This window comes from Halobacillus salinarum (genome assembly GCF_022919095.1).
GTDB classification, from domain to species: domain Bacteria; phylum Bacillota; class Bacilli; order Bacillales; family Halobacillaceae; genus Halobacillus_B; species Halobacillus_B salinarum.
Genome location: NZ_CP095073.1, coordinates 2,720,720 through 2,746,060, shown reverse-complemented (window position 1 = coordinate 2,746,060; position 25,341 = coordinate 2,720,720). Strand labels below are relative to the sequence as shown.

The following is a 25,341-nucleotide window of genomic DNA, read 5'->3' as shown; positions in this document are numbered from 1 at the left end:
GAGGGTCCTTCGATGGCTTTTGAAGGTTTATCCGACCGTTTGCAGGAAACGATTAAAAAGATTAAAGGCAAAGGCAAGGTCACCGAACAAGATGTGAAAGAAATGACGCGTGAAGTTCGTCTTGCCCTCCTTGAAGCTGATGTTAACTTTAAAGTAGTCAAGGATTTTGTGAAACGCATTAGAGAGCGGGCAGTGGGGCAAGAAGTTATGAACAGCCTCACTCCCGGTCAGCAGGTTATTAAAGTCGTTAAAGATGAGCTGACGGAATTGATGGGTGGGGACGAAAGTAAGATCGCCGTTGCCAAGCGCCCTCCTACTGTGATCATGATGGTAGGTTTGCAAGGGGCGGGGAAAACGACCACCACCGGGAAGCTGGCGAATCTGCTTCGGAAAAGCTATAACCGGAGTCCGTTACTCGCGGCAGCAGACGTTTACCGCCCTGCTGCTATCAACCAGCTGCAAACACTCGGTAAGCAGCTGAACATGCCGGTCCATGAACAAGGAACAGAGGCAGATCCTGTGGACATTGCAAAGAATGCCATTGAAAAGGCAAAGGAAGAGCACAATGATTATGTAATCATTGATACGGCAGGTCGTCTCCACGTTGATGGGGAACTGATGGATGAACTGCAGCGAATCAAAGATGCCGTAAACCCTGACGAAATTTTCTTAGTTGTTGATGCAATGACTGGTCAGGATGCAGTAAACGTAGCAGAGAGCTTTGATGAACAGCTGGATATCAGCGGGGTGTTGCTAACGAAATTGGATGGGGACACCCGTGGCGGTGCTGCGCTGTCCATTAAAGCCGTAACTGGAAAACCGATTAAGTTTGCCGGTATGGGAGAAAAGCTTGACCAGCTTGAAGCCTTCCACCCGGAGCGGATGGCTTCCCGGATTTTAGGAATGGGAGATATGCTCACCCTGATTGAAAAAGCTCAGACGCAGGTGGATGAGCAGCAGGCAAAGGAACTGGAATCAAAGATGCGCTCCGCTTCGTTTACTTTTGAAGACTTTCTCGATCAGATGGAGCAGGTAAAAAACATGGGGCCGCTCGATGAGCTTATCAACATGATCCCCGGAGCTAACAAGATGAAGGGGTTAAAGAACGTCTCTTTTGATGATAAACAGATTGTCCACGTAGAGGCGATCATCCAGTCGATGACAAAAAAAGAACGCATTGAACCATCTGTTATGAATGCGAGCCGGAAAAAGCGGATTGCGAAGGGGTCCGGTACTTCAGTTTCTGAAGTCAACAGGTTGTTAAAACAGTTTGAAGAAATGAAAAAAATGATGAAACAAATGAGCAATACGAAAGGTAAAAAGGGTAAGGGTATGAATTTTCCTTTTATGTAATGGAAAAAACCTTTACACATTATCTAAGTTCTGCTAAAATCTAAAATTGTGTGAAACACTTAAGAAGAATTATAATGGAGGTAGTTAAATATGGCAGTAAAAATTCGCCTTAAACGTATGGGTTCAAAACGTAATCCTTATTATCGTGTAGTTGTAGCAGATTCCCGTTCTCCTCGTGATGGACGTTTCATTGAGCAGATCGGCACATATAATCCTGTAGCTAACCCTGTAGAAGTTAAACTGGATGCTGAGAAAGCTATTACTTGGATGTCCAATGGGGCACAACCGAGCGATACAGTGCGCAACCTTTTTTCAAAAGAAGGCATCATGAAGCAATTTCACGACAAGAAAAACCAAAAGTAAAGAAGTGATATCATGAAAGCCTTAATTGAAACGATCGTCACCCCGCTCGTTGACCACCCTGAGGATATTCAAGTGAATGTGAATGAGGAAGAACGCAAGGTGGTGTACCACTTAACCGTTCATCCGGATGATGTCGGTAAGGTGATTGGGAAAAACGGACGGATTGCAAAGGCGATCCGCACTGTCGTTTACGCGGCAGGCTCTGATTCTAAGAAAAGAATCTATCTGGATATCATGTAAAAAAGGGAAAGGGTGAACCTTTCCCTTTTTTACCATGCAGAGATATGTGGAGAGGCGGTCGGTGGATGCAGATCATTAGACGAATACCCGTAAAACATGTACTCACAGAGCAAAGCAGAAGCAAACTGAAAAATCGTTTTGATGCTCGAGTAAAGCAGTTGGAGCAGGAATGCTACCATTTGACCTTTGAACAGAAAAAGCTTGAAAGAAAGCCTGGTCTTTCCAAACAAGAGGTGGGCCGCAGATTTTCTAAGGAAATAAGCAGACGTAAAGATGAACTACGCTGGATGGAACACCAGCTTAATCAGCTTAATATTCTACCTGATGGCAGTGAGCTTGAAACAGATGAAGTAGAAGCAGTACTTTCCATTAATGAGGGAGACGAGTGGAGCGAGAGTGTTCTAGAACAGCAAATTGTCATTAAAGACGGAATCGTAATACGAGCGAGGTAAGAGAACCATGAGTGGACAAATGTTCAATGTTGGAAAAGTTATTAATACACACGGCATTAAAGGTGAAGTGAAAGTTCATCGAATCACCGATTTCGATGAACGATTCCAGCCAGGGCAGCTTTTGTATTGGGTAATTGAAGGAAAAGATCCTGTGGAGCTTAAAGTAGCCAGTCACAGAGTGCATAAGGGCTTTGATTTGCTTACGTTTGAGGATCACTCCACGATTAATGATGTGGAAAGGTATAAAAACGGCATGCTTATGATTGATGAGCAGGAGCAGGCAGAACTTGGAGAGCATGAATTTTATTTTCATGAAATCATCGGCTGTCATGTTTATCTATCCAGCGGTGAGGAAATCGGAGAGATTAAAGAGATTCTTACACCTGGAGCGAATGATGTCTGGGTAGTTAAGTGCCAGGGTAAACCAGATGTACTCATTCCGTACATTGGAGAGGTTGTGAAGGAAGTTCATCCAGAAAAGCAACAGGTGATCATTGATCCAATAGAGGGGCTGCTTGATTAATGCATATCGATATCCTTACGTTATTTCCGGAGATGTTTGAAGGTGTTCTGAATGCTTCGATATTGAAAAGAGCACAGGAAAGAAATGCGTTCAGCTATCAAACCACCAATTTCCGCGAGTACACTTTGAATAAACATAACAAAGTGGATGATTATCCTTATGGGGGAGGCGCGGGGCTTGTGTTATCGCCGCAGCCAATCTTTGATGCCGTGGAAGCAGTTAAAGGAAAGACGGATACCCCTCCGAGAGTGGTGCTTATGTGTCCGCAGGGAGAGCCTTATAACCAAAGAAAAGCTGAAGATTTTTCCTATGAGGAACATCTGATTATCATTTGCGGTCATTATGAGGGTTTTGATGAACGAATTCGTCAGGAATTGGTTACGGATGAAGTATCGATAGGTGATTACGTTTTAACCGGCGGAGAACTGGGAGCAATGGTTGTCGTTGATTCTGTAGTTCGTTTGCTCCCCGGTGTACTCGGAAATGAATCCTCTGCTCCTCGTGATTCGTTTTCCAGCGGATTGCTTGAACATCCTCATTATACGAGACCGGCTGAGTTTCGCGGAGCCCAGGTTCCTGATGTACTGCTTTCAGGCAACCATGCGAAAATTGACGAATGGCGGCATTATCAATCTCTAAAGCGCACGTATGAACGACGCCCCGATCTGTTGTTAAATAGAGCGCTCTCTGATAAGGAAAAAGCGTGGATTCAGGCGTGGAAAGATGAAGAGTAAACCTTGCGTATCAACTGAAATTATGATATATTAATTTTTGTGCTTAAACGTTCGGTTTAAGCGGAAAACGATGTTCCGCTGCCTCTTAGCAGGTAAGAGCATTAGTTAAGAAGGAGTGAAATACCATGCAGCAACTAATTCATGAAATTACGAAAGAACAGCTTCGTACAGACATCCCGGACTTTCGCCCAGGTGATACTGTAAAAGTACACGTGAAAGTTGTCGAAGGAAACCGCGAGCGTATCCAGGTTTTCGAAGGGGTTGTAATCAAGCGTCAAAACGGCGGTATCAGCGAAACTTTTACTGTTCGTAAAATTACTTACGGTGTAGGAGTAGAGCGTACCTTCCCGCTACATTCACCAAGAGTAGCTAAAATCGAAGTTTCTCGCCGCGGAAAAGTACGTCGTGCGAAACTTTACTACTTGCGCAACCTTCGCGGTAAAGCAGCAAGAATTAAAGAAATTCGTTAATCCATTTCTTAGGGAGCTTGCATATGTCAAGCTCCTTTTTCTCATCAATCGTAGGAGAGGAGGGGGATGACAATGAACAAACAGCTGCTCGATTGGCTGAAAGCTTTCGCGATTGCAGCTATTCTAGCGATCGTTGTTCGCGTTTTTCTGTTTGCCCCTGTCGTTGTCGAAGGCCCCTCAATGTTAAATACACTGCATAATGGGGATCATTTAATCGTGAGTAAAATAAATTACACTCTAGGTTCCCCGGACCGGTTTGATGTCGTGGTGTTTCACGCTACCGAAACAAAAGATTACATAAAACGTGTAATTGGACTGCCTGGTGATCATATTGAATATAAAAATGACCAGCTCTATGTAAATGGGAAAAAAGTAGACGAAACCTTTTTAAATGAAAGAATCAGTAAGCTGCCAGACGGAGAAAAGCTGACAGAAGATTTCTCCATTGAACAGATCCCCGGCGGTTATGAGACCGTGCCAAAAGGGAAAGTTCTTGTATTAGGAGATAATCGCAATAACTCAACCGATAGTCGAATGCTGGGTATGATTCCGGAGGATAAAATCGTCGGTCAGGCCGTTCTGCTTTATTGGCCGCTTGATCGTATTCGACTGGTTCAGTAGGAGGGTCACTGTGACTATACAATGGTTTCCTGGCCACATGGCTAAAGCAAAGCGGGAAGCAGCTGAAAAATTAAAACTCGTTGATTTTGTGATTGAGCTTGTAGATGCGAGGGCACCGCTTTCATCTCAAAATCCTATGCTTCACGAAATTTTGCAGGAAAAGCCGAAGATGGTGGTTCTTATGAAAAAAGACCTTGCTGATCCTGAAGTCACCAAAGAGTGGCTTAATAGTTACCAAGAAAGCGGAATTCCAGCACTGGCGATTGAAGCCAATGAAAAAAAAGACGTAAAAAAAGTGATCGATCTGGCGAAAGACCTAGGGAAAGAAAAGCTGGAAAAATTAAAAGCTAAAGGCGTGCGTCCTCGACCTTCGAGAGCCATGATTCTCGGGATCCCTAATGTAGGAAAGTCAACGTTAATTAATCGTCTGGCTAACCGGAAGCTGGCTAAAACTGGAGACAAGCCTGGTGTTACAAAAGCACAGCAATGGATTAAGGTGAAAAAAGAATTTGAGCTGCTTGATACGCCTGGAATCCTTTGGCCGAAATTTGAAGATGAAGAGGTCGGGTACAGACTCGCTTCCATCGGAACAATTAAAGACCAGATTCTCCCGAAAGAAGACGTGGCAGCCTATATCCTAAATTACTTGAAGGACCGTTACCCTGGTTTACTTGAAAAACGATTCGGCTTTTCTGACTATGAAGATATTATGACTGCTTTTGAAACCATTGGACAAAAAAGAGGCTGCCTTGAAAGCGGTGGTCTAGTCAATTTTGAAAAAACGTCCGATGTAATTCTTCAGGATTTACGAACAGGAAAGATCGGTCTTGTCAGTTTTGAAGAACCGGAATAATGAACGGTTGAAACGCAGATAGGATGTGATCCTCTTTGCGTTTTTTTTATTACATAAACAGAAGAATGTGTCGATATTAACAGAAATGAGGTTCGAGGATGGGAGATAAGAAAACCATTCAGCAAATTAAAGAGCAGATCGCTGCCAGCGGATTGACGAATGAAGAGGTCTCTCAACTTAAGCTGGATTCACGTAAGGGAGTACGTACACTTTTGCAGCAATATGAACGTGAGCTGCAAAAAAAACGAACCTTGAGAATGGCCTTCTATGAAATGCGCCAGTGGGAACAAAAATGTTTTGCTGAAGGAAAAACGTGTATAGCTGGAATTGATGAAGCGGGTCGCGGTCCGCTTGCCGGCCCGGTGGTCGCTGCAGCTGTGATTCTGCCGGAGGGTTTTTATTTGGAAGGATTAAATGATTCGAAGCAGCTCTCTCTAGCAAAGCGTGAAGAATTCTATACATATATTACAAAAACGGCTGCTACTAGTACGGGGCTGGCAACAAATAATGAAATTGACGAACTGAATATATATCAGGCTACGAAGCTTGCTATGCAAAGAGCGGTAGCTGAACTGCCTATGAAACCGGATCACTTGCTTATAGACGCTATGGAAATTCGAGAGACCGCATGTACACAGGAATCCATTATTAAAGGTGACCAGAAGAGTGTATCGATCGCTGCGGCCAGCGTAATTGCTAAAGTAAGCAGAGATCGTTTAATGAAAAAGATCCATAAGGAATTTCCGGTGTATGAATTCTCTTCCAATCAGGGCTATGGGACGAAACAACACCTGGAGGCAATGGAAAAACACGGTGTAAGTCCTTATCATCGTCAAAGCTTTTCACCTGTTAAAAATCTTCATTTTGTGTAAAGGGGAATCGGATATGAATCCCATCTTTTCTGAAATGCTAAAAAACATTCCAGCCATGCAGAAGAAGGCGGAAGTAAATACGCTTAAGCCTGGCCAGATGGTGTCAGGAAAAGTATCAGTTCTCTATCCAAATAATCAGGCTCTGATCCATATAGGTTCAGCTAAAGTTCATGCACAGTTGGAAACGTCGCTTACCAAAGGAGAACGCTACTTATTTCTAGTTAAATCGACAGGTGATCAAATCCATTTGAAAGTGGTAAGTGATCCTCGTACAAAGGAAAATGCGATCACAAAGCCCCTTGGCTTTCAATTATCAAAGCATGCAGAACAACTCTTGAATGAGCTGTTTAAAAAAGAAATCGCATTTACTAGTCATCAGCTGCAAAAGGCCGCAAGTCTGCTGGAACAAGCTGGGAATAAAGCAGAGGCAAAACAAGTGTTATTGGAAATGTTTGCACGGAAGCTTCCAATTCACAAACCCGTGTTTGAAGCATTGCTGAAAAGAAGCAGAATAAGCTTGTCCAAGCAGCTTAATGAACTTTCAAGCTCGCTGGATTCTAAGCCTTTGTTCACCGCTTCAGACAAGAGGATGAGCCCCTTGCTTTCTTTGTTGAAAGGACAGGATCCTCTACCTTTTTCTGAATTTATCGTGCAAAAGTTTAACACGGAGATTAACGATCACTCCACTGCTTCTTTCCGTTTGTTTCAAAAAGCCCATATTATTTCAGACCAGTATTCGTTTTCAGCGTTTCAGGAAAATGTGAAATGGGGAGAGACTGCAACTCCTCCCAATGGAACGGGAAGAACTCCACAGCTGACTTTAAAGGACTTTCCTTTTGGGAGCCAGAACCCAAAGCAAATCGCAGAGAAAATCATCGATTTATTTACGAAACAGCTTCCTTTTTCTGAACAGGAGCAGAAGGTTTTTACTCAATGGCGTACTCTGCTTGAATCGTTATTGAAACCAAGTATTACCAGTGCCAAATCTTCCAGCATCGACCTTCACACTTCCCAAAATCAGCTTATGCAGCTTTATCAGCAATTACAGGAGTTTCATAGTTTTGAAAAAATACTCCCATTTTTTAAGGGAGATGACGCAATTTTGTTTAAGCAGGCCGTTGAACGCCTGCCTCAAGTGTTATCGAATGAGAAGAGCGGGGCATTTCAGTCAGGACTTTTCTCTTTACTGGAGCAATTAAAAGCTATTGATCTGCAGCAAGTGCCTAAAGAACTGAAAGTACCGTTGGCGGAATGGGCTGGCCATGCGATCCATGAATCTCAGCCAGGTATAGATAAACACATCTTTTTAGTGAAAATGAAAACAGTGATGAACCTTCTAGGAATCAATCACGAAGCCTTATTAAAAGAATCAGGGGATTCACTAGAGAATGTATCTACTGTGAAGTCAAATCTTATGCAGGGGCTTAACGATTCAGCATCTTTGATCAAGCCGGACGCTGCTAAACAATTGCTTCACTTTCTAAACGGACTGCAGCTGACTGCCCATCAAGAAACGAACCAAACGATTCAAATGACGATGCAGTTTCCTGGTGGATTATTGGAAATCGCTGATGACATTTATGTAGACATTCAAGGAAGGAAGAAGAGGGATAAAATTGATCCTGACTTCTGCCATGTTATGTTTTTTCTGGATTTGAAATCGTTGAAAGAAACGGTGGTCGACTTAAAGATTATGAATCGTCGGGTAAACTTGACCGTATATAATGAAGATAAACGCACAGCGCAAGCTGTAGAAAAACACAAGGAGAGTCTCCATGCAGGCCTTGATGCTCTTGGATATACTCTTTCCAATGTGGCTATTAAATCCATGAGCAAAGCGTCTGAAAAGAAAGCGAGACCGGGTAATCAACTGAATTACGGTCGGGAAGGACTAGATGTTCGGATATGACAAATCAACGAAAAAATGCTGTAGCACTTGGGTATGAAGCAAATAAGGAAGAAGCACCAAGAGTAATTGCTAAAGGAAAAGGATATGTAGCTGAGAAAATATTGGAAAATGCTCAAAAACATAACATTCCTGTCCAGGAAGATCCTACCCTTCTGGAACTTCTTTCACAGCTGAATATTAACGAGCAGATCCCAGAAGAGCTCTACCATGTCGTCGCTGAAGTATTTGCCTTAATCTATCGAACCGATCAAGATATTGAATGAACCGATTTAGTTTACATAATAATGTTTTCGTAAACTATTGTGGAAATTTCGACATAAACTATCGTTACTGTGGACAATTGACAGCGTTTTTTTATACAATGAAAATGCAGTGAAATTTGATGGGAGGATGAAACATGAACATTCACGAGTATCAAGGAAAACAAATTATGCGCGATTTTGGCGTTTCTGTGCCAAATGGCCATGTGGCATATACTGTAGATGAAGCTGTTGAAGCAGCTAAGAAATTAGACTCTGCTGTCACGGTTGTCAAAGCACAAATTCATGCCGGCGGACGCGGAAAAGCCGGTGGAGTAAAAATTGCCAAAAATCTTGACGAAGTGCGTACATACGCAGACGAAATTCTAGGAAAAACATTAGTTACCCATCAGACAGGTCCGGAAGGAAAAGAAGTAAAACGTTTACTCATTGAAGAAGGCTGCGACATTCAGAGCGAATATTATGTCGGGCTGGTTCTTGACCGGGCTACAAGTAAAGTTACGATGATGGCATCAGAAGAAGGCGGTACAGAAATCGAAGAAGTAGCCGCAAAAACTCCTGAGAAAATTTTCAAAGAAGTCATTGATCCTGTAACCGGGCTTACGCCATTCCAGGCAAGAAGACTGGCGTTTAATATCAATATCCCTAAGGAAGCCTTAGGAAAAGCAGTTAAGTTTATGCTTGGATTATATGATGTATTCGTTAAAAAGGATTGTTCTGTAGCTGAAATTAACCCGCTGGTTACAACAGGAGACGGTGATGTTTTAGCGCTTGATTCCAAACTTAACTTCGATGATAATGCGCTGTATCGTCAAAAAGACGTAGCAGAACTGCGTGATCTTGAAGAAGAGGATTCTAAGGAAATTGAAGCTTCTAAATACGATCTAAGCTATATTGCTTTAGATGGAAACATCGGCTGCATGGTAAATGGAGCTGGTCTTGCTATGGCAACAATGGATACAATCAAGCACTACAGCGGCGATCCAGCCAACTTCTTAGATGTAGGTGGCGGTGCAACAACTGAAAAGGTTACGGAGGCTTTCAAAATCATTTTATCCGATGAAAATGTTAAAGGGATCTTTGTAAACATTTTCGGAGGCATTATGAAATGTGACATCATTGCTGAAGGCGTAGTAGAAGCAACGAAGCAGATCGGGCTTACCTTACCATTAGTCGTTCGTTTAGAAGGTACCAATGTAGAACAAGGTAAGAAAATTCTTGAAGAATCAGGTCTAAACATTACTTCTGCCGACTCTATGGCAGCAGGTGCACAAAAAATCGTAGAACTAGTCAAGTAAGAAAGGCGGGGAAATCATGAGTGTATATGTTAATAAAGATACAAAAGTGATTGTTCAAGGGATTACAGGCTCCACTGCATTGTTTCATACGAAACAAATGCTGGAATATGGTACACAAATCGTCGGTGGTGTAACACCTGGAAAAGGTGGAACAGAAGTGGAAGGAGTACCTGTTTTTAACACAGTTGAAGAAGCTGTAGCAAAAACAGGAGCCAATGCTTCAGTTATTTATGTTCCGGCACCTTTCGCAGCAGATGCAATCATGGAAGCAACAGATGCAGAGCTGGACCTTGCTATTTGCATTACCGAACATATTCCTGTGCTTGATATGGTGAAAGTTAAGCGATTTATGGAAGGAAAGAAGACACGTCTTGTAGGGCCGAACTGTCCTGGAGTAATCACGCCTGATGCATGTAAAATTGGAATTATGCCAGGGTACATCCATAAAAAAGGTCATGTAGGCGTCGTTTCCCGCTCTGGAACGTTGACTTATGAAGCCGTTCATCAGCTTTCTGAATCTGGCATCGGTCAGTCTACAGCTGTCGGGATTGGTGGAGATCCTGTCAACGGGACCGATTTCATTGACGTGTTGAAAGAATTTAATGAAGACCCAGATACGGAAGCCGTCATTATGATCGGTGAAATCGGCGGTACTGCTGAAGAGGATGCTGCTGAGTGGGTGAAGGCAAACATGAATAAACCGGTTGTAGGGTTTATCGGTGGTCGTACGGCACCTCCTGGAAAAAGAATGGGCCATGCTGGCGCCATTATCTCCGGTGGTAAAGGCACGGCTGATGAAAAAATCCGCATCATGAATGAATGCGGCATTGAAGTAGCCGAAACACCTTCCGTTATGGGTGAGACATTAATTAAAGTGTTGGAAAAAGAAGGATTACTGGATAAATGTAAAACGGTATAACAAATAGAGGAAGCCGTGTCTTTAAGGCACGGCTTCCTTATCATTAAGAAAAGAGGCTGATGAATGAACGAATTTCGTCAAAGATTGATTCATCTTCAGGCTATTCCTGCGGTGACAAGAACTTTACTGCGTAAAATAGTTAAAGTGGATCCCCAGCTTGTCGACATCTATTCCTTATCTCCTGAAAAAATATCCTCGACGTACCTCATAAAAGATCAACGTGCCCGGATAATCTACAAAAGTTTACATGACCCTAATATAATGAAGAAACTCGACGAAATTTTGCAGCCATACTCGGCGGTCACACTATTTGACGACAATTTTCCCCCTCTGCTCCAAGCCATTCCGGACCCACCATTTGTATTATATTGTTTTGGAAATGATGAATTATTACATCATGACCCATCTCTCAGTGTAGTGGGAACGAGAACGCCCTCGAAAGATGCTTATCCATCAATGGAAAAAATTCTTTTGCCACTAGTGAGAGAGGGGTTCCTGCTTGTTAGCGGATTGGCCAGGGGCATTGATCAACTTGCCCACAGCTTAGCCGTCAATCATAATGGAAAAACAATTGCAGTTCTCGGCTCCGGTTTTAAACATATCTATCCTGCTAATGATCTTTCCCTCGTTAAAAAGCTTTCAGAAAATCAGCTTATCGTCAGTGAATACCCTCCTTTTACTCCACCTAAAAAATTTCATTTTCCTGAGCGTAACCGAATTATCTCCGGCTTAACTCCTGCGACGCTTGTCGTAGAAGCTCGAGAGCGAAGTGGTTCATTAATTACTGTCGACCAGGCACTCGAACAAGGACGTGATGTGTTTGCTATGCCGGGACCTGTATACAGAGAAACAAGTACTGGATGTAACCAGCTGATTCAACAGGGAGCCCAGCTTGTTCATAGCTATCATGACCTGATTTGAGGAAAATAAATTTGAAAAAATTCTTAAAACAGTGTTAAAGTCAGGAAGGGAAACAGCCGTAAACAAGTAAAATTTGACCAGTCAAGTTTGACAAACGGTTTCATTGTATTTAATAATAGGGAAGATTTATCTTTACAATTATTACAGAGAAAACACCTCTATGGGAGGAACATATATGGCAGATTATCTTGTAATCGTCGAATCGCCAGCGAAAGCAAAAACGATCGAACGATACCTTGGAAAGAAATATAAAGTAAAAGCATCACTCGGCCACGTCCGTGATTTACCAAAAAGCCAAATGGGCGTCGATGTCGAACATGAATTTGAACCTAAATATATAACCATCCGCGGCAAAGGCCCGGTATTAAAAGAATTGAAAACAGCCGCTAAAAAAGCTAAGCGCGTTTATCTTGCTGCCGACCCTGACCGCGAAGGGGAAGCGATTGCCTGGCACTTAGCCCACAGTCTTGATATAGACGAAACGTCAGAATGCCGGGTTGTGTTTAATGAAATAACTAAGGAAGCTATTAAGCAGTCCTTTAAGCAGCCTAGGACGATTGACTCTCATTTAGTTGATGCTCAGCAGGCACGCCGGATATTAGACCGGTTGGTCGGCTATAACATTAGTCCAATCCTTTGGAAAAAAGTGAAAAAGGGACTGAGTGCCGGCCGTGTCCAATCCGTGGCTGTGAAAATTATCGTAGACAGGGAAAATGAAATTAAAAACTTTGTGCCGGAAGAATATTGGACCATTGATGGAATTTTTCTTAAGGAAAAAGAATCTTTTGAAGGATCTTTCTACGGAGTGGATGGAAAAAAGCAGGATTTAAAAACAGAAGACGATGTTAAAAAGATTCAGCAGAAAATGAAAGGGAAAGATTTTTCTGTAGATAAGGTCAACAAAAGGGAAAGAAGACGCAATCCATCGATGCCTTTTACGACTTCTTCTTTGCAGCAGGAAGCGGCTCGAAAATTGAATTTCAGAGCAAAAAAGACGATGATGATTGCCCAGCAGCTCTATGAGGGTATCGATTTAAAAGGAAATCTTGGTATTACTGGTTTAATTACCTATATGAGAACAGATTCAACGAGACTTTCCAACTCTGCGAAAGAAGATGCTAAACAATATATTCAAACGACTTATGGCAGTGAATTCCTCGGTCAGTTTAAAAATGCTAAAAAGCAAGAAGGGGCTCAGGATGCCCACGAAGCCATACGACCAACTGGTGCTGACCGTGACCCGAAATCAATGAAAAGTATTTTATCCCGTGATCAATACCGCTTGTACAAATTAATCTGGGACCGGTTTATTGCGAGCCAAATGGCTCCGGCAGTGCTCGATACGATGACAGTGCACCTCTTAAATGAAGGGGTGGAGTTTCGTGCTACGGGTTCTAAAGTCAAGTTTAAAGGGTTTATGAAGGTCTATATTGAAGGTCGTGACGATAATAAAAAAGAACAGGATAAGATGCTGCCAAACCTTGAAGAAGGCATGAAGGTAAAGGCTGAGGAAATTAAGCCCAACCAGCATTTTACTCAGCCGCCCCCAAGGTACACAGAAGCACGTCTCGTAAAAACTCTTGAAGAATTGGGGATCGGCCGTCCTTCGACATATGCTCCAACGTTGGATACGATCCAGAGAAGAGGCTATGTGGCACTTGACAACCGACGATTCATTCCTACTGAATTAGGGGAAATTGTCCTCGAACAGTTAAAAGAGTACTTCCCAGAGATTATCGACGTGGATTTCACAAAAGAAATGGAAGATGAACTTGATGCGATCGAAGTTGGCAAAGAGGATTGGGTATCCATCATCGGAGAGTTCTACAAAGATTTTAAACCAAGACTCGACAAAGCTGAAAAAGAGATGGAAGAAGTAGAGATTAAGGATGAGCCTGCTGGGATAGAATGCGAAAATTGCGGACACGAAATGGTCTATAAAATGGGACGGTACGGCAAGTTTCTCGCTTGCTCCAACTTCCCGGAATGCAGAAATACAAAGCCGATTCTCAAGAAGATTGATGTCACTTGTCCTAAATGCCAGAAGGGCGAGGTTGTAGAGAGGAAAAGCAAGAAGAATCGGAAGTTTTACGGCTGCGAACGTTATCCGGAATGTGATTTTATTTCCTGGGATCAACCAATCAGCCGTCCATGCCCGAAGTGCAGTTCGCTGTTAGTGGAAAAACGCGCGAAAAAAGGTACGCAGATCCAGTGTACGGAATGTGATTACAAAGAAGAGCCGCAATCATAAGGGGGAATAAGCCTATAGCTGAATATCAGCTATAGGTTTTTCTCATTATGATCGTCTTCTTTTTACTTTCCATTCGTAAACTATGATTAATGCTTCGTAAAGTTCATGACGAATAGATTGACACTGCATGTATAGACCGCTATAATTACGCTTTGGTAAGATAATCCCTTGTCAATAGTTCTTTAAGCTTTGCAGGGTGTAGGTCATTTTGCTTACCTGGTCAATCAAATTTTTTTATTCCATGAGTTGGAAACAATTCTGAATTTTGTTACAGTTTTGTTAAATCCATTGTTATCAAGGATAGAAGTGTGATAAAATTTAGACGCTCTTGTGAGGTGACCTATGAACCAGCTGGAAGCGAGTAAACAAAAGTTTTTAGAATACTTACAGATTGAAAAACAAGCCTCCCCTCTAACGATTCAAAGCTACAGGGAGGATGTCGAAGCGTTTGCAGCCTTTCTTCAAGCGGAAAGCGTTTCCTATGAGCATGTGGAATATGCAGTAATCAGGGTTTATCTTTCTCAGCTGCATGAAATGCATTTATCAAGGAGGAGCGTTTCGAGAAAAGTTTCTTGTTTAAGGAGTTTTTATCGATTTTTGGAACGTGAAGGAATGGTCACGGCTAACCCATTTTTAAATGTAAGACTGCCTAAAGGGGATAAGCCAATTCCTGAATTTTTTTATGAACAGGAATTGGAACAATTGTTTACAATCAGTGATTTAAACAAACCTCTCGGGCAGAGAAATCAAGTTCTTCTGGAACTTCTATATGGTACAGGAATGCGTGTAAGTGAGTGCACGGCTTTAACTACGGAGGATTTGGATTTTTCATTGTCGACTGTTCTCGTGCGTGGAAAAGGCCGGAAAGAACGTTACGTCCCCTTCGGGAGTCATGCGGAAAGAGCGCTTCACCTTTATTTAGATGATGGAAGGCAGCAGCTTACTGACAAAAATCAATCTGATGTTAAGGACTTACTCCTGAATGCCAGAGGTGGTCCATTGACGAGCAGAGGTGCCCGCCTGATCCTGAATAAAATGGTCAAGGAAGCGGCCATAACAGCTGAGATTCATCCTCATAAACTCAGACATTCTTTTGCCACTCACTTACTGGACCGTGGAGCAGACCTTCGATCCGTTCAAGAATTATTAGGACATGAACATCTTTCATCTACGCAAATTTATACACACGTGACTAAGGACCGGCTGCGTAACGTCTATATGAACAGCCATCCTAGAGCAAATAAATGAGGTGAGTTAATGGAACAGGAGTTTCACGCAACAACAATATTTGCCGTTCAACACAATGGAATGAGCGCCATGAGCGGTGATGGGCAGGTAACACTGGGCAATCAAGTTGTAATGAAGCATAAAGCCAAAAAGGTGCGTCGTTTGTTTAATGATGAAGTTTTAGCTGGATTCGCCGGGTCTGTTGCTGATGCGTTTACCTTGTTTGAAAAATTTGAGGCAAAGCTGGAAACTTTCGATGGCAACCTCGCCCGGGCAGCGGTTGAACTGGCCAAAGAGTGGAGAAGTGACCGTGTTCTTAGAAAACTTGAGGCTATGCTCATTGTCATGAATAAAGAAAAAATGTTTCTCGTTTCAGGAACAGGGGAAGTCATAGAACCGGATGACGGAATACTTGCGATTGGATCCGGAGGCAATTTTGCCTTGAGTGCCGGCAGAGCTTTAAAAAGATACTCCACCGATCAAACCGCCAAAGATATAGCTAAAGCTGCCTTGGAGATTGCTGGTGAAATCTGCGTGTTTACGAATGACCAAATAACTTTAGAGGTTCTCGAATAAGGAGGGCACCGCCGTGTCATTAAATTTAACACCGAAGCAAATTGTGGAAAAACTTGATCAATATATCATCGGTCAGAACGGGGCGAAGCGCTCTGTTGCCATTGCACTGAGGAATCGCTATCGTCGGATGCAGCTCAACGATGACATCCGGGAGGAAATTGTTCCTAAAAACATCTTGATGATCGGTCCGACAGGTGTAGGAAAGACAGAAATTGCCCGTCGTCTGGCCAAGCTTGTCGGAGCCCCATTTGTTAAAGTTGAAGCTACAAAGTTTACCGAGGTCGGTTACGTTGGAAGAGACGTCGAATCAATGGTCAGGGATCTTGTGGAAATGGCTGTCCGGATGGTAAAAGAAGAAAAAATGGAAGCGGTCAAGGAACGAGCGGAAGAACAAGCGAATAAACGTCTCGTAAAATTAATCGTCCCTTCCAAGAAGAAGCAGGCAAACAATTTTAAAAATCCATTTGAAATGTTGTTTAACCAAGGGGCTCAACAAGAATCAGAGCCTAAAGAGGATTCAGAAGAGTCAGAGATAGAAAACAACCGCAGGCGTATCAGACATCAGCTTGATATGGGAGAACTTGAGGACACCATGGTTACTATAGAAGTGGAAGAATCACAGTCTTCGATGTTTGATATGCTTCAAGGCTCGGGTATGGAGCAGATGGGAATGAATATGCAGGATGCCTTTAATCAGTTCATGCCAAAAAAGAAAAAGAAACGACGGCTGCCGGTGTCAGAGGCAAGAAAAGTCCTGACCCAGGAAGAAGCAGGTAAGCTTGTGGATATGGATGAAGTAGGGCAGCAGGCAGTAGAAAAAGTGGAGCAGGCAGGTATGATTTTCATCGATGAGATTGATAAAGTAGCGGCCAAAGGAGAAAACCAAGCGAATGTTTCACGGGAAGGCGTTCAAAGAGATATTCTCCCAATTGTGGAAGGATCGACGGTAGTTACGAAATATGGACCTGTATCAACAGACCACGTGTTGTTCATAGCTGCTGGTGCTTTCCATATGGCAAAACCATCTGATTTAATCCCTGAGCTTCAGGGGCGTTTTCCGATCAGAGTAGAACTCAGCAAGTTGACGGTAGAAGATTTTAGGAACATTTTAATCGAGCCTTCCAACGCGCTTTTGAAACAATATAAAGCGCTGCTGGAAATCGAAGGTATAAAGGTTGAATTTTCTGACGATGCTATTACAAGACTTGCAGAAATCGCCTTCGAAGTTAATCAGGAAACCGATAATATTGGCGCGAGAAGACTGCACACAATTTTAGAAAAGCTTCTCGAGGATCTGTCGTTTGAAGCTCCTGATGTCACGATGGATACGATAGAAATTACACCGCAATACGTAGATAGTAAATTATCCAGCATTGTGAAAAATAAAGATTTAAGCAGATTTATTTTATAGCACCATCAACAAGGAGGAAAGAACATGGAATTACTAAATCGTGCAAGAAGAATTAATGCTATGCTGCAAAAAACAACAGGGAAATCAGTAGACTTCAATGATATGTCTGCTACTTTACGAGACGTAATAGGAGCAAATACGTTTGTACTCAGCCGCCGAGGCAAACTGTTGGGCTTTGCAATTAAACAAGAGATTGAGAATGAACGTATGAAAGCTATGCTTTCAGAACGCCAGTTCCCACAAGAATATACCCAGAACCTTTTTAATATTCAGGAAACGACTCCGAATATTGATATCAACAGTGAATACACGGCTTTTCCTGTTGAGAACCGCGATTTATTCGAAAACGGCTTGACTACCATTGTACCGATTATCGGTGGTGGTCAGCGTTTAGGGACCCTCATTTTAAGCCGTTTAACGGAAAGCTTCAATGAAGATGATTTGCTGCTGGCCGAATACGGAGCAACTGTTGTCGGCATGGAAATCCTTCATGAGAAAACGAAGGAAATTGAACAGGAAGCACGTAGCAAAGCCGTTGTACAAATGGCGATTAGTTCCCTATCCTATAGTGAACTGGAAGCTATCGAGCATATTTTTGAAGAACTTGAAGGAAATGAAGGACTTCTGGTAGCCAGTAAAATTGCTGACCGCGTCGGGATTACACGTTCTGTTATCGTGAACGCGCTGCGTAAACTTGAAAGTGCTGGAGTCATTGAGTCCCGTTCTCTTGGAATGAAAGGGACCTATATCAAAGTTCTTAACAACAATTTCTTACTGGAACTTCAAAAATTGAAAACCAATTAATAAACGATTTGTTTAAAAGCCACTACGGGTGATGTAGTGGCTTTTTTTAATGTGAAAAAAGAACAGTGAACTACGTTTTTTCTTGTTTGAATTTTACCGGTTCATTCGACACTGGAAAAATGAATCTTGTATTTATCCATTTTTATGTAATAATGTTCATTATAAGAGGATATTCGACAAATGGAAATGAATTCCACTATAAAGAGACAAAAAACCTAATCGATTAGTCCTATTTTGTAATTTAAAAGTAAAAGTACGTAAAATTGCATAGACAGTTGTATACGAATTACTTACAATATGCATGGTAGTACGGAATTTTGTCGAATGGAGGATACCGATATGAAGCTGTTTGGAAATACTATACAGAGCCTTGAGCACTCTTTGAATTACGCAGCTGCTAAGAACAATGCTATCGCTGACAACATTGCGAATGCTGATACGCCCGGGTATAAGGCGAAAAAAGTAGTATTCAAGGATGAGCTGCAAAAAGAATTAGGCTCATTAGAGGCAAAACGAACTAGTCCGAAGCACCTCCCATTCCAAGCCGGCACTCCATCATCTTTTTCAACGATAGAACAGAAAAATACTACATATAACCACAATGGCAACAATGTTGATATTGATCAGGAAATGAGTGAACTGGCTAAAAACCAAATTTACTATGACGCCTTAATCGATCGGTTAAATGGCAAATTTAGAACTTTAGAAACTGTTATTAAAGGAGGAAGGTAACTTTGGGAATCTTTCACTCTTTAAATACTAGTGCAAGTGCGCTCACGGCTCAAAGGCTGCGTATGGATGTGGCATCGTCCAATATTGCGAATGCTGATTCGACACGAGCGACACGAACTGAGGATGGTAATTGGGAACCCTACCGTAGAAAGACGGTGGTATTTAAACCTAAGGAAGAAAGTTTTCAATCTTTCCTGCAAAAGGCAGCCAACAGCCAAAGTTCATCATCAGGAGGGGTCGAGGCTGTGAAAATCACGGAAGATGACGAACCCTTTAAAATGGTGTACAACCCTAATCACCCTGATTCAGATCAAAACGGGTATGTAAAGCTTCCCAATGTGGACCCTTTACAGGAAATGGTAGATATTATGGGGGCCACTCGTTCCTATGAAGCGAATGTGACCTCGATTAACGCATCTAAGAACATGCTTATGAAAGCTCTGGAAATTGGAAGATAGGTAGGAGGTACTATATGATAAACAGCAGCCAAATGGTTTCTAGCCCTTCTTTGACACAAATGAAAGGAATGACCAGCAAGGCGGTTAGCCCGAGCCAGGCTCACTCTCAATTTGCGGATAGTCTGAAGCAGGCCATTGACCAATTAAATCACTCCCAAGTAGAGTCCAACCAAAAAACGGAGGCCTTAGCCAAGGGAGAAATCAATGATTTACACGACGTTATGATCTCTGCTCAAAAAGCCAGCATTTCTATGCAGACAGCTGTAGAAGTACAGAATAAGGTCATTGACGCTTATAAAGAAATGATGCGCATGCAAGTATAATTAATTAAATTTGTCTTTACATCATTCTTGTAATCAGCGTTTTTTATGGGGGCCGTTATGAAAGAAAAAATAAATTTATACAAAGAAAAAATAACTTCTTATTGGAGGCAGCGATCCAACAAGCAGCGGGGAATGATTGTAGGTACTGCGATAACCGTTATCCTATTAGCTGCCTTAGGGGTGTATCTTTCGTCACGGACAAAGATGGTGCCTCTTTATAGTGATTTAACGCTGCAGGAGGTCGGCCAGGTAAAAGCCGAACTGGATACTCGCGGCGTTGACTATGAGCTTCAGGGAGGCGGACAGACAATTATGGTGCCGGAGTCTGAAGCCGAATCCCTGCTGGTTGATTTAGCAGCTTCGGGAATGCCTGACAGTGGCAAAATCGATTATAGTTTCTTTAGTGATAATACTTCCTGGGGAATGACTGATAAAGAATTCGATGTTATTAAAGTAGATGCCATGCAGTCAGAGCTAGCTAACTTAATCAGTGGAATAGCCGGCATACAAGATGCAGAAGTGATGATTAATGCTCCCGAGGATGAAATTTTTTTAACGGATGCCAAGCAGGAAGCTTCAGCATCCATCGTGTTGAAGGTCGAGCCCGGTTACCAGGTTGAAAGCAGTAAAGTAGAGGCGCTTTATAACTTGGCTTCGAAATCGGTTCCCAATCTTCCTAAAGATAATATCGTCATCATGGATCAAAACTTTAACTATTATGACATAAATAATCCAAATTCTGGAGAAGAAGGCACTTATACATATCAGCAGAAAGTGAAAAAGGATATCGAGCGTGATATTCAACAGCGTGTTCAGCGGATGCTTGCCATGATGATCGGCCAGCAGAAGGTTATTGCCACTGTTACGGCTGATATCGATTTTACAAAAGAAAACCGAGTTGAAAATATTGTGGAACCTGTTGACCCTGATAGTATGGATGGATTGCCGGTCAGCGTTGAGAGAATTGAAGAAACCTACACGGGAGATGGTGCTTCGCCTGGCGGAGTTCCGGGTGAAGGTGAAGAAGACGTCAGTTCTTATCAAGGTGAGGACGGTTCTTCCGGGGAATACAGCATGAACAAAGAAACCATTAACAATGAATTCAACCGGATTAAAAAGAACATTGAAGAAAGTCCGTATAAAGTGCGGGATTTAGGTATCCAGGTTGCCATTGACAGCAAGAAAGGAACGGATGACCAGGGAGATCCTCTTTTGCTGTCGCAGCAGGAGCAGCAGACCGTCCAGGACAGCGTTCAATCCATTCTCAATTCAATGATAACAACTTCGATAAATGAAGATTACGGTGAAGTGAATCCAGCGGATAAAGTATCCATCGTATTTCAGGAATTTAATGGAGAGCCGCAATTTACAGATGAGCCTCAAGGTATCCCGCTTTGGATGTATGTCGCTGGCGGTGTCCTTTTAGCAGTTATCGCAGTGCTGATCTGGATGCTTGCTCGGAGAAAGAATGAAGTGGAAGAAGAAGAGTTTAAGGAAATTCAACAGCCGATCCCTGTTGAAGTACCAGATATAGAAGAAAAAGAAACAGAATCCACAGCGCGTCGCAAACAGCTTGAAAGAATGGCTAAGGATAAGCCGGAGGATTTTGCTAAACTGCTGAGAACATGGATTGCAGAAGATTAAGGAGGTCTCTCATTGGCATATCAGAGTACGAGGTTAACCGGAAAACAGAAAGCAGCTGTATTGTTAATCTCTCTTGGTCCGGATGTAGCTGCTCAAGTGTACAAACATTTAAATGAAGATGAGATTGAAAGACTAACGTTAGAAATTTCTTCCGTGCAAAAAGTCAATTCTAAAGAAAAGGAAGAAATTCTTGAACAATTTCATCAAATAGCAGTCGCCCAGGACTATATTTCTCAAGGGGGGATCGGTTATGCCAAAACTGTTCTTGAGAAAGCGCTTGGAGAGGATGAAGCGGCTAATATTATTGGACGGCTTACTTCATCCCTGCAAGTCAGGCCATTTGATTTTGCTAGAAAAGCAGATCCGAACCAAATCCTTAACTTTATTCAAAATGAACATCCACAGACGATTGCGCTTGTGCTTTCTTATTTAGATGCGTCCCAGTCCGGACAGATATTATCCGAGCTTCCTCAGGAGCTGCAAGCGGATGTCGCCAGAAGGATAGCGACCATGGATTCCACGTCTCCTGAAGTTATTAACCAAGTGGAACAGATTCTTGAAAAGAAGCTTTCTGCCACAGTGACTCAGGATTATTCCGAAACTGGCGGCATTCAAGCTGTAGTAGAGGTGTTGAATGGCGTTGACCGCAGTACGGAGCGGACAATATTAGACTCACTTGAAATTCAGGATCCAGAATTAGCAGAAGAAATAAAGAAAAGGATGTTTGTGTTCGAGGACATCGTTACCCTTGACAACCGGGCAATTCAGCGTGTTATCAGAGAGGTCGAAAATGACGATCTGCGCTTGTCACTTAAAGTATCGAGTGAAGAAGTTAAAGACCTTGTTTTCAATAACATGTCAACGAGAATGTCCGAGACATTCCAGGAGGAAATGGAGATTATGGGTCCTGTTCGTCTTCGTGATGTAGAAGAAGCGCAGACGAGAGTAGTAGCTGCAATTCGACGACTGGAGGATGTTGGAGAGATTGTGGTCGCACGTGGTGGAGGGGATGACATCATTGTCTAACTCGCCAAATTCTCACACACGTGTCATAGAGCTTAAACCGATTAAAAAGAAATCTTTCAGCGAAGCCAAGGGAAGCCAAAAAGAACAGCAGGATTTCGAAAGAGAGCAGACAGAAATGATGCGGGCTCAAGCAGAAGAACAAGTAAGACAAGCTGAATTGGAAGCTGAAGAACTCCTGCAGCGAACAAAAGATCAAATTACAGCTGAGAAAAGCAGCTGGGAAAAAGAAAGACAGTCCTATGTTGAACAAGCGAGGCAGGAAGGATATTCTGCAGGTTACGCCGATGGCAAAGCGAGTGGTTTTGAGGAATATACAGGGAAGATTGAACAGGCTAACGAGCTCATTGCCCAGGCAAAACTAGATTATCAATCGATCCTCCAGTCCAGCGAGGAAGAAATGCTCGAAATAGCCATGAAAAGCAGTGAGAAAATACTGAATCAAACGTTAAAAGACCAGCCGGAAGCTTTTCTGGAAATTGTAAAAAAGGCGGTCCAGGAAGTACAAGAGCAGCCTGAGGTAATCGTTCACGTCCATCCTGATCATTATCCGCTGTTACAGACTCAAAAAGAAGAACTTACTGCCTTGATCGACTCACGATCTACGCTTTCCTTATTTATGAAAGCAGATCTGCCCATCCATTCATGCACCATTGAATCACCATTTGGAAAAATAGAAGCTGGAGTTGACAGCCAGCTCGCAGAAATCCGGAAGCGGCTGATCGAGCTTTCCGAGGAGTCTGAAACGAATGAATAAACAAGCTTATTTGCAAGCCATAGAGCAAATTGATCCTTATAAAAAATTTGGAAAAATTCATAGAGTCGTCGGGTTAATGGTTGAATCAAAGGGTCCGGAAGCATCGATCGGCGACCTTTGTTATATCCATGCTCCTTCGGCTTTAGGGTCTCGCATCGCTGCCGAAGTCGTCGGTTTTAATAATGAAAATGTCCTCTTAATGCCCTACAGAGAAATAAAAGATATACGTCCAGGCAGTCTAGTTGAGGCCACAGGTAAACCATTGCAAATAAAAGCCGGCTTAGGTCTCGTAGGAAGGGTCATCGATGCTATGGGGCAGCCAATGGATGCTTCTTCTCTGCCGAGAGGATTAAAAAATTATCCTACCGATCAGGAGCCGCCCAACCCCTTATCGAGGCCGGTTATTGAAGAACCGATCCAAGCTGGTGTAAGAGCCATTGATTCGCTGTTAACCGTGGGCAAAGGGCAGAGAATCGGAATCTTTGCCGGAAGCGGAGTGGGTAAGAGTACGCTCATGGGAATGATCTCACGTAACAGCTCAGCGGATATTAATGTCATAGCTTTAATAGGGGAACGAGGCCGTGAAGTGAGAGAATTTATCGAAAATGATTTAGGTGAGGAAGGATTAAAGAGATCTGTGGTGATCGTAGCCACTTCAGACCAGCCGGCTCTTATGAGAATGAAAGGAGCGTTCACAGCTACTGCGGTCAGTGAGTACTTTCGAGATCAAGGGTATGATGTGAACTTAATGATGGATTCAGTAACGAGAGTGGCTATGGCACAGCGGGAAATCGGTTTAGCGATCGGTGAACCACCAACTACTAAAGGGTATACCCCTTCGGTGTTTGCTCTGCTTCCTAAGCTTTTAGAGAGGACAGGGACCAGCAAGACGGGTACCATTACCGCCTTTTATACCGTTCTCGTTGACGGAGATGATTTGAACGAGCCGATAGCCGATACGGTAAGAGGAATCCTTGATGGACATTTTGTTCTGGATCGTAAATTGGCTGAACAAGGTCAGTTTCCCGCTCTCAACGTCCTAAAGTCAGTCAGCAGGGTTATGAAACAAATCGTTTCAGAGGAGCATAAAAAGGCTGCGGAACGACTAAGAGCCTTGCTAGCCACTTATGAGGAAAATGTAGAGCTGATACAAATTGGAGCTTATAAGAAGGGAAGCAGCAGCAAAATTGACGAAGCTATCCATTATCATCCTGCGATTATCAACTTTTTAAAGCAAGGGGTTCACGAGCCTTCCAGTTATGAACAGTCCCGTTCTACGTTAAATGAATTATTTACTTAGAGGTGATGAGGTATGGCGAGAATAGAAACCTTTCAAAAAATTAAAGATTTGAAGGAACGGGATAAGAATGAACATATGAAAGCTTATCGCCGTTCTGTGGAGTCTTTTGAACAAGTGGCTACGGAACTGTATGAAACGTTAAAGGAAAAAGAGCAGGCAGAGGATAATTTCTATCTTTCCCTGGAGCAAAAAAAAGTTCCAGCAGTTTCTTTTATTCAGCATCAGCAGTACATACAGAGATTAGATGAGAAAGCTGAATTTTTGCAGCCAAGAGTGCAAACCGCAAGAACTACAATGGAATCTTCACAGGCTAAGCTTACGGACGCTCACGTGGAAATGAAAAAGTTTCAAAAGCTGATTGAACGTAGAATAGAAAAAGACGAGCAGGGAGTAAAAGAAGCTGAAGCTAAACATATGGATGAACTCTCAATGAATCAATTTTTAAATTATAAAAATAGGTGATTGCATGGGGAAACTAGCTAATCAAGAGGAAGAAAAAGGAAGTAAATTGCAAAGCTTTTTCTTTATTTTCGTCGTTCCTTTAATTTTCGCCATTACCGTAGTTTTAATTATCCTTACGGTAAAAGGTGTTCATGTTATCGATTATGCTCAGAAGATAAGCAATGATATACCAGGTGTATCAAAGGTGGTCTCAACTTCTGAGGAAAAAGACAAGGCAAGGGAGCAGGAGCAAGTGCAATCGACCATACAGGAAAAAGATGAGAAGATTGCCAGTCTAAAAGATGATGTGGACATGAAGCAGGCGACCATTGAAGATCTTCACCAACAGATAGAAAAGCTCGAGGCCGACTTAGCCGCTTCTAAAGAAGTAAATGAAGAACAGACCGATAAATTAAAAGAGCTGGCTCAGTCCTTTGAAGGAATGGATGAGGAAAAAGCGGCGCCGATTCTTGAAAGCATGGACGGTCCCCTTGCTGTACAAGTACTTGAAAAAGTACCAAGTGAGGAACGTGGGAAAATTCTAGGGGAAATGAGTCCTGAAAAAGCTGCTGCTCTTGCAAGTTCGATTCTAGGTTCAAATTAACC

Annotated in this window: 29 protein-coding genes; all 29 read left to right on the top strand. The window is 42.6% G+C overall.

Annotation, left to right across the window (positions count from 1 at the left end):
* Positions 1–12: 12 nt before the first annotated feature.
* Positions 13–1,353, top strand: coding sequence for a signal recognition particle protein (ffh, locus tag MUN89_RS14120; RefSeq protein ID WP_244708439.1), 1,341 nt, complete (start codon positions 13–15; stop codon positions 1,351–1,353).
* Between the two features lie 90 nt (positions 1,354–1,443).
* Positions 1,444–1,716 carry a 30S ribosomal protein S16 gene (gene rpsP, locus MUN89_RS14115; protein ID WP_244708438.1) on the top strand — a complete coding sequence of 91 codons (273 nt, stop codon included), beginning with the start codon at positions 1,444–1,446 and terminating at the stop codon, positions 1,714–1,716.
* A 12-nt stretch (positions 1,717–1,728) separates the two neighbouring features.
* Complete coding sequence (locus tag MUN89_RS14110) at positions 1,729–1,956, top strand: KH domain-containing protein (RefSeq protein WP_244708437.1); 228 nt, start codon at positions 1,729–1,731, stop codon at positions 1,954–1,956.
* A 65-nt stretch (positions 1,957–2,021) separates the two neighbouring features.
* Positions 2,022–2,408, top strand: coding sequence for a YlqD family protein (locus tag MUN89_RS14105; RefSeq protein ID WP_244708436.1), 387 nt, complete (start codon positions 2,022–2,024; stop codon positions 2,406–2,408).
* A gap of 7 nt (positions 2,409–2,415) precedes the next feature.
* The gene (rimM, locus tag MUN89_RS14100) at positions 2,416–2,931 is read left to right on the top strand and encodes a ribosome maturation factor RimM (RefSeq protein ID WP_244708435.1); all 516 of its coding nucleotides are present in this window, start codon (positions 2,416–2,418) and stop codon (positions 2,929–2,931) included.
* On the top strand, positions 2,931–3,665 hold the full coding sequence (trmD, locus tag MUN89_RS14095) for a tRNA (guanosine(37)-N1)-methyltransferase TrmD (protein WP_244708434.1): 735 nt from the start codon (positions 2,931–2,933) through the stop codon (positions 3,663–3,665). Before rimM ends, trmD begins: the two co-directional genes overlap by 1 nt.
* Before the next feature lie 125 nt (positions 3,666–3,790).
* Positions 3,791–4,135, top strand: coding sequence for a 50S ribosomal protein L19 (rplS, locus tag MUN89_RS14090; RefSeq protein WP_244708433.1), 345 nt, complete (start codon positions 3,791–3,793; stop codon positions 4,133–4,135).
* Between the two features lie 72 nt (positions 4,136–4,207).
* Positions 4,208–4,756: a signal peptidase I gene (gene lepB / locus MUN89_RS14085; RefSeq protein WP_244708432.1), complete on the top strand. Its 549-nt coding sequence runs from the start codon at positions 4,208–4,210 to the stop codon at positions 4,754–4,756.
* A 10-nt stretch (positions 4,757–4,766) separates the two neighbouring features.
* Positions 4,767–5,609 carry a ribosome biogenesis GTPase YlqF gene (gene ylqF, locus MUN89_RS14080; protein WP_244708431.1) on the top strand — a complete coding sequence of 281 codons (843 nt, stop codon included), beginning with the start codon at positions 4,767–4,769 and terminating at the stop codon, positions 5,607–5,609.
* A 98-nt stretch (positions 5,610–5,707) separates the two neighbouring features.
* Entirely contained in the window at positions 5,708–6,481 is a 774-nt protein-coding gene (locus tag MUN89_RS14075) for a ribonuclease HII (protein ID WP_244708430.1), read from the top strand.
* A gap of 13 nt (positions 6,482–6,494) precedes the next feature.
* Positions 6,495–8,390: a hypothetical protein gene (locus MUN89_RS14070; protein ID WP_244708429.1), complete on the top strand. Its 1,896-nt coding sequence runs from the start codon at positions 6,495–6,497 to the stop codon at positions 8,388–8,390.
* A complete protein-coding gene (locus MUN89_RS14065; RefSeq protein ID WP_244708428.1) occupies positions 8,387–8,653 on the top strand; it encodes an EscU/YscU/HrcU family type III secretion system export apparatus switch protein in 267 nt (88 codons plus the stop codon). The genes MUN89_RS14070 and MUN89_RS14065 overlap by 4 nt, the downstream gene beginning before the upstream one ends.
* A 134-nt stretch (positions 8,654–8,787) precedes the next feature.
* The gene (gene sucC, locus MUN89_RS14060; RefSeq protein ID WP_244708427.1) at positions 8,788–9,948 is read left to right on the top strand and encodes an ADP-forming succinate--CoA ligase subunit beta; all 1,161 of its coding nucleotides are present in this window, start codon (positions 8,788–8,790) and stop codon (positions 9,946–9,948) included.
* 16 nt (positions 9,949–9,964) lie between these two features.
* Positions 9,965–10,867 (top strand): succinate--CoA ligase subunit alpha, encoded by a 903-nt coding sequence (gene sucD, locus MUN89_RS14055; protein ID WP_244708426.1) that lies wholly within the window; start codon positions 9,965–9,967, stop codon positions 10,865–10,867.
* Between the two features lie 63 nt (positions 10,868–10,930).
* Positions 10,931–11,788: a DNA-processing protein DprA gene (gene dprA, locus MUN89_RS14050; RefSeq protein ID WP_244708425.1), complete on the top strand. Its 858-nt coding sequence runs from the start codon at positions 10,931–10,933 to the stop codon at positions 11,786–11,788.
* A 175-nt stretch (positions 11,789–11,963) separates the two neighbouring features.
* The gene (gene topA / locus MUN89_RS14045; RefSeq protein WP_244708424.1) at positions 11,964–14,039 is read left to right on the top strand and encodes a type I DNA topoisomerase; all 2,076 of its coding nucleotides are present in this window, start codon (positions 11,964–11,966) and stop codon (positions 14,037–14,039) included.
* A gap of 342 nt (positions 14,040–14,381) precedes the next feature.
* Entirely contained in the window at positions 14,382–15,287 is a 906-nt protein-coding gene (gene xerC / locus MUN89_RS14040; protein ID WP_244708423.1) for a tyrosine recombinase XerC, read from the top strand.
* Between the two features lie 9 nt (positions 15,288–15,296).
* Positions 15,297–15,842, top strand: a complete 546-nt coding sequence (gene hslV, locus MUN89_RS14035) for an ATP-dependent protease subunit HslV (RefSeq protein WP_244708422.1) — start codon at positions 15,297–15,299, stop codon at positions 15,840–15,842.
* A gap of 13 nt (positions 15,843–15,855) precedes the next feature.
* Positions 15,856–17,253, top strand: a complete 1,398-nt coding sequence (hslU, locus tag MUN89_RS14030) for an ATP-dependent protease ATPase subunit HslU (protein ID WP_244708421.1) — start codon at positions 15,856–15,858, stop codon at positions 17,251–17,253.
* Between the two features lie 24 nt (positions 17,254–17,277).
* Positions 17,278–18,057 carry a GTP-sensing pleiotropic transcriptional regulator CodY gene (codY, locus tag MUN89_RS14025; protein WP_244708420.1) on the top strand — a complete coding sequence of 260 codons (780 nt, stop codon included), beginning with the start codon at positions 17,278–17,280 and terminating at the stop codon, positions 18,055–18,057.
* A gap of 339 nt (positions 18,058–18,396) precedes the next feature.
* On the top strand, positions 18,397–18,789 hold the full coding sequence (gene flgB / locus MUN89_RS14020) for a flagellar basal body rod protein FlgB (protein ID WP_244708419.1): 393 nt from the start codon (positions 18,397–18,399) through the stop codon (positions 18,787–18,789).
* Between the two features lie 2 nt (positions 18,790–18,791).
* The gene (gene flgC, locus MUN89_RS14015) at positions 18,792–19,247 is read left to right on the top strand and encodes a flagellar basal body rod protein FlgC (RefSeq protein ID WP_244708418.1); all 456 of its coding nucleotides are present in this window, start codon (positions 18,792–18,794) and stop codon (positions 19,245–19,247) included.
* A gap of 14 nt (positions 19,248–19,261) precedes the next feature.
* Complete coding sequence (gene fliE, locus MUN89_RS14010; protein ID WP_256463990.1) at positions 19,262–19,570, top strand: flagellar hook-basal body complex protein FliE; 309 nt, start codon at positions 19,262–19,264, stop codon at positions 19,568–19,570.
* A 57-nt stretch (positions 19,571–19,627) separates the two neighbouring features.
* Complete coding sequence (gene fliF, locus MUN89_RS14005; RefSeq protein ID WP_244708417.1) at positions 19,628–21,214, top strand: flagellar basal-body MS-ring/collar protein FliF; 1,587 nt, start codon at positions 19,628–19,630, stop codon at positions 21,212–21,214.
* A 12-nt stretch (positions 21,215–21,226) separates the two neighbouring features.
* Complete coding sequence (gene fliG, locus MUN89_RS14000; RefSeq protein WP_244708416.1) at positions 21,227–22,240, top strand: flagellar motor switch protein FliG; 1,014 nt, start codon at positions 21,227–21,229, stop codon at positions 22,238–22,240.
* A complete protein-coding gene (gene fliH, locus MUN89_RS13995) occupies positions 22,233–22,994 on the top strand; it encodes a flagellar assembly protein FliH (RefSeq protein ID WP_244708415.1) in 762 nt (253 codons plus the stop codon). Before fliG ends, fliH begins: the two co-directional genes overlap by 8 nt.
* Complete coding sequence (gene fliI, locus MUN89_RS13990) at positions 22,987–24,294, top strand: flagellar protein export ATPase FliI (protein ID WP_244708414.1); 1,308 nt, start codon at positions 22,987–22,989, stop codon at positions 24,292–24,294. Before fliH ends, fliI begins: the two co-directional genes overlap by 8 nt.
* 12 nt (positions 24,295–24,306) lie before the next feature.
* Complete coding sequence (gene fliJ / locus MUN89_RS13985; RefSeq protein ID WP_244708413.1) at positions 24,307–24,756, top strand: flagellar export protein FliJ; 450 nt, start codon at positions 24,307–24,309, stop codon at positions 24,754–24,756.
* A gap of 4 nt (positions 24,757–24,760) precedes the next feature.
* Entirely contained in the window at positions 24,761–25,339 is a 579-nt protein-coding gene (locus MUN89_RS13980; protein WP_244708412.1) for a MotE family protein, read from the top strand.
* Positions 25,340–25,341 lie beyond the last annotated feature (2 nt).

Bases quoted from the DNA above. Each gene is read 5' to 3' on its own strand.
- trmD (WP_244708434.1), top strand. From the start codon at position 2,931: ATGCATATCGATATCCTTACGTTATTTCCGGAGATGTTTGAAGGTGTT.
- ffh (WP_244708439.1), top strand. From the start codon at position 13: ATGGCTTTTGAAGGTTTATCCGACCGTTTGCAGGAAACGATTAAAAAG.
- rimM (WP_244708435.1), top strand. From the start codon at position 2,416: ATGAGTGGACAAATGTTCAATGTTGGAAAAGTTATTAATACACACGGC.
- topA (WP_244708424.1), top strand. From the start codon at position 11,964: ATGGCAGATTATCTTGTAATCGTCGAATCGCCAGCGAAAGCAAAAACG.
- codY (WP_244708420.1), top strand. From the start codon at position 17,278: ATGGAATTACTAAATCGTGCAAGAAGAATTAATGCTATGCTGCAAAAA.
- rpsP (WP_244708438.1), top strand. From the start codon at position 1,444: ATGGCAGTAAAAATTCGCCTTAAACGTATGGGTTCAAAACGTAATCCT.
- hslV (WP_244708422.1), top strand. From the start codon at position 15,297: ATGGAACAGGAGTTTCACGCAACAACAATATTTGCCGTTCAACACAAT.
- sucC (WP_244708427.1), top strand. From the start codon at position 8,788: ATGAACATTCACGAGTATCAAGGAAAACAAATTATGCGCGATTTTGGC.
- MUN89_RS14070 (WP_244708429.1), top strand. From the start codon at position 6,495: ATGAATCCCATCTTTTCTGAAATGCTAAAAAACATTCCAGCCATGCAG.
- sucD (WP_244708426.1), top strand. From the start codon at position 9,965: ATGAGTGTATATGTTAATAAAGATACAAAAGTGATTGTTCAAGGGATT.
- MUN89_RS14065 (WP_244708428.1), top strand. From the start codon at position 8,387: ATGACAAATCAACGAAAAAATGCTGTAGCACTTGGGTATGAAGCAAAT.
- fliI (WP_244708414.1), top strand. From the start codon at position 22,987: ATGAATAAACAAGCTTATTTGCAAGCCATAGAGCAAATTGATCCTTAT.
- MUN89_RS13980 (WP_244708412.1), top strand. From the start codon at position 24,761: ATGGGGAAACTAGCTAATCAAGAGGAAGAAAAAGGAAGTAAATTGCAA.
- xerC (WP_244708423.1), top strand. From the start codon at position 14,382: ATGAACCAGCTGGAAGCGAGTAAACAAAAGTTTTTAGAATACTTACAG.
- fliE (WP_256463990.1), top strand. From the start codon at position 19,262: ATGATAAACAGCAGCCAAATGGTTTCTAGCCCTTCTTTGACACAAATG.
- rplS (WP_244708433.1), top strand. From the start codon at position 3,791: ATGCAGCAACTAATTCATGAAATTACGAAAGAACAGCTTCGTACAGAC.
- dprA (WP_244708425.1), top strand. From the start codon at position 10,931: ATGAACGAATTTCGTCAAAGATTGATTCATCTTCAGGCTATTCCTGCG.
- MUN89_RS14110 (WP_244708437.1), top strand. From the start codon at position 1,729: ATGAAAGCCTTAATTGAAACGATCGTCACCCCGCTCGTTGACCACCCT.
- flgB (WP_244708419.1), top strand. From the start codon at position 18,397: ATGAAGCTGTTTGGAAATACTATACAGAGCCTTGAGCACTCTTTGAAT.
- fliJ (WP_244708413.1), top strand. From the start codon at position 24,307: ATGGCGAGAATAGAAACCTTTCAAAAAATTAAAGATTTGAAGGAACGG.
- MUN89_RS14105 (WP_244708436.1), top strand. From the start codon at position 2,022: ATGCAGATCATTAGACGAATACCCGTAAAACATGTACTCACAGAGCAA.
- MUN89_RS14075 (WP_244708430.1), top strand. From the start codon at position 5,708: ATGGGAGATAAGAAAACCATTCAGCAAATTAAAGAGCAGATCGCTGCC.
- fliF (WP_244708417.1), top strand. From the start codon at position 19,628: ATGAAAGAAAAAATAAATTTATACAAAGAAAAAATAACTTCTTATTGG.
- lepB (WP_244708432.1), top strand. From the start codon at position 4,208: ATGAACAAACAGCTGCTCGATTGGCTGAAAGCTTTCGCGATTGCAGCT.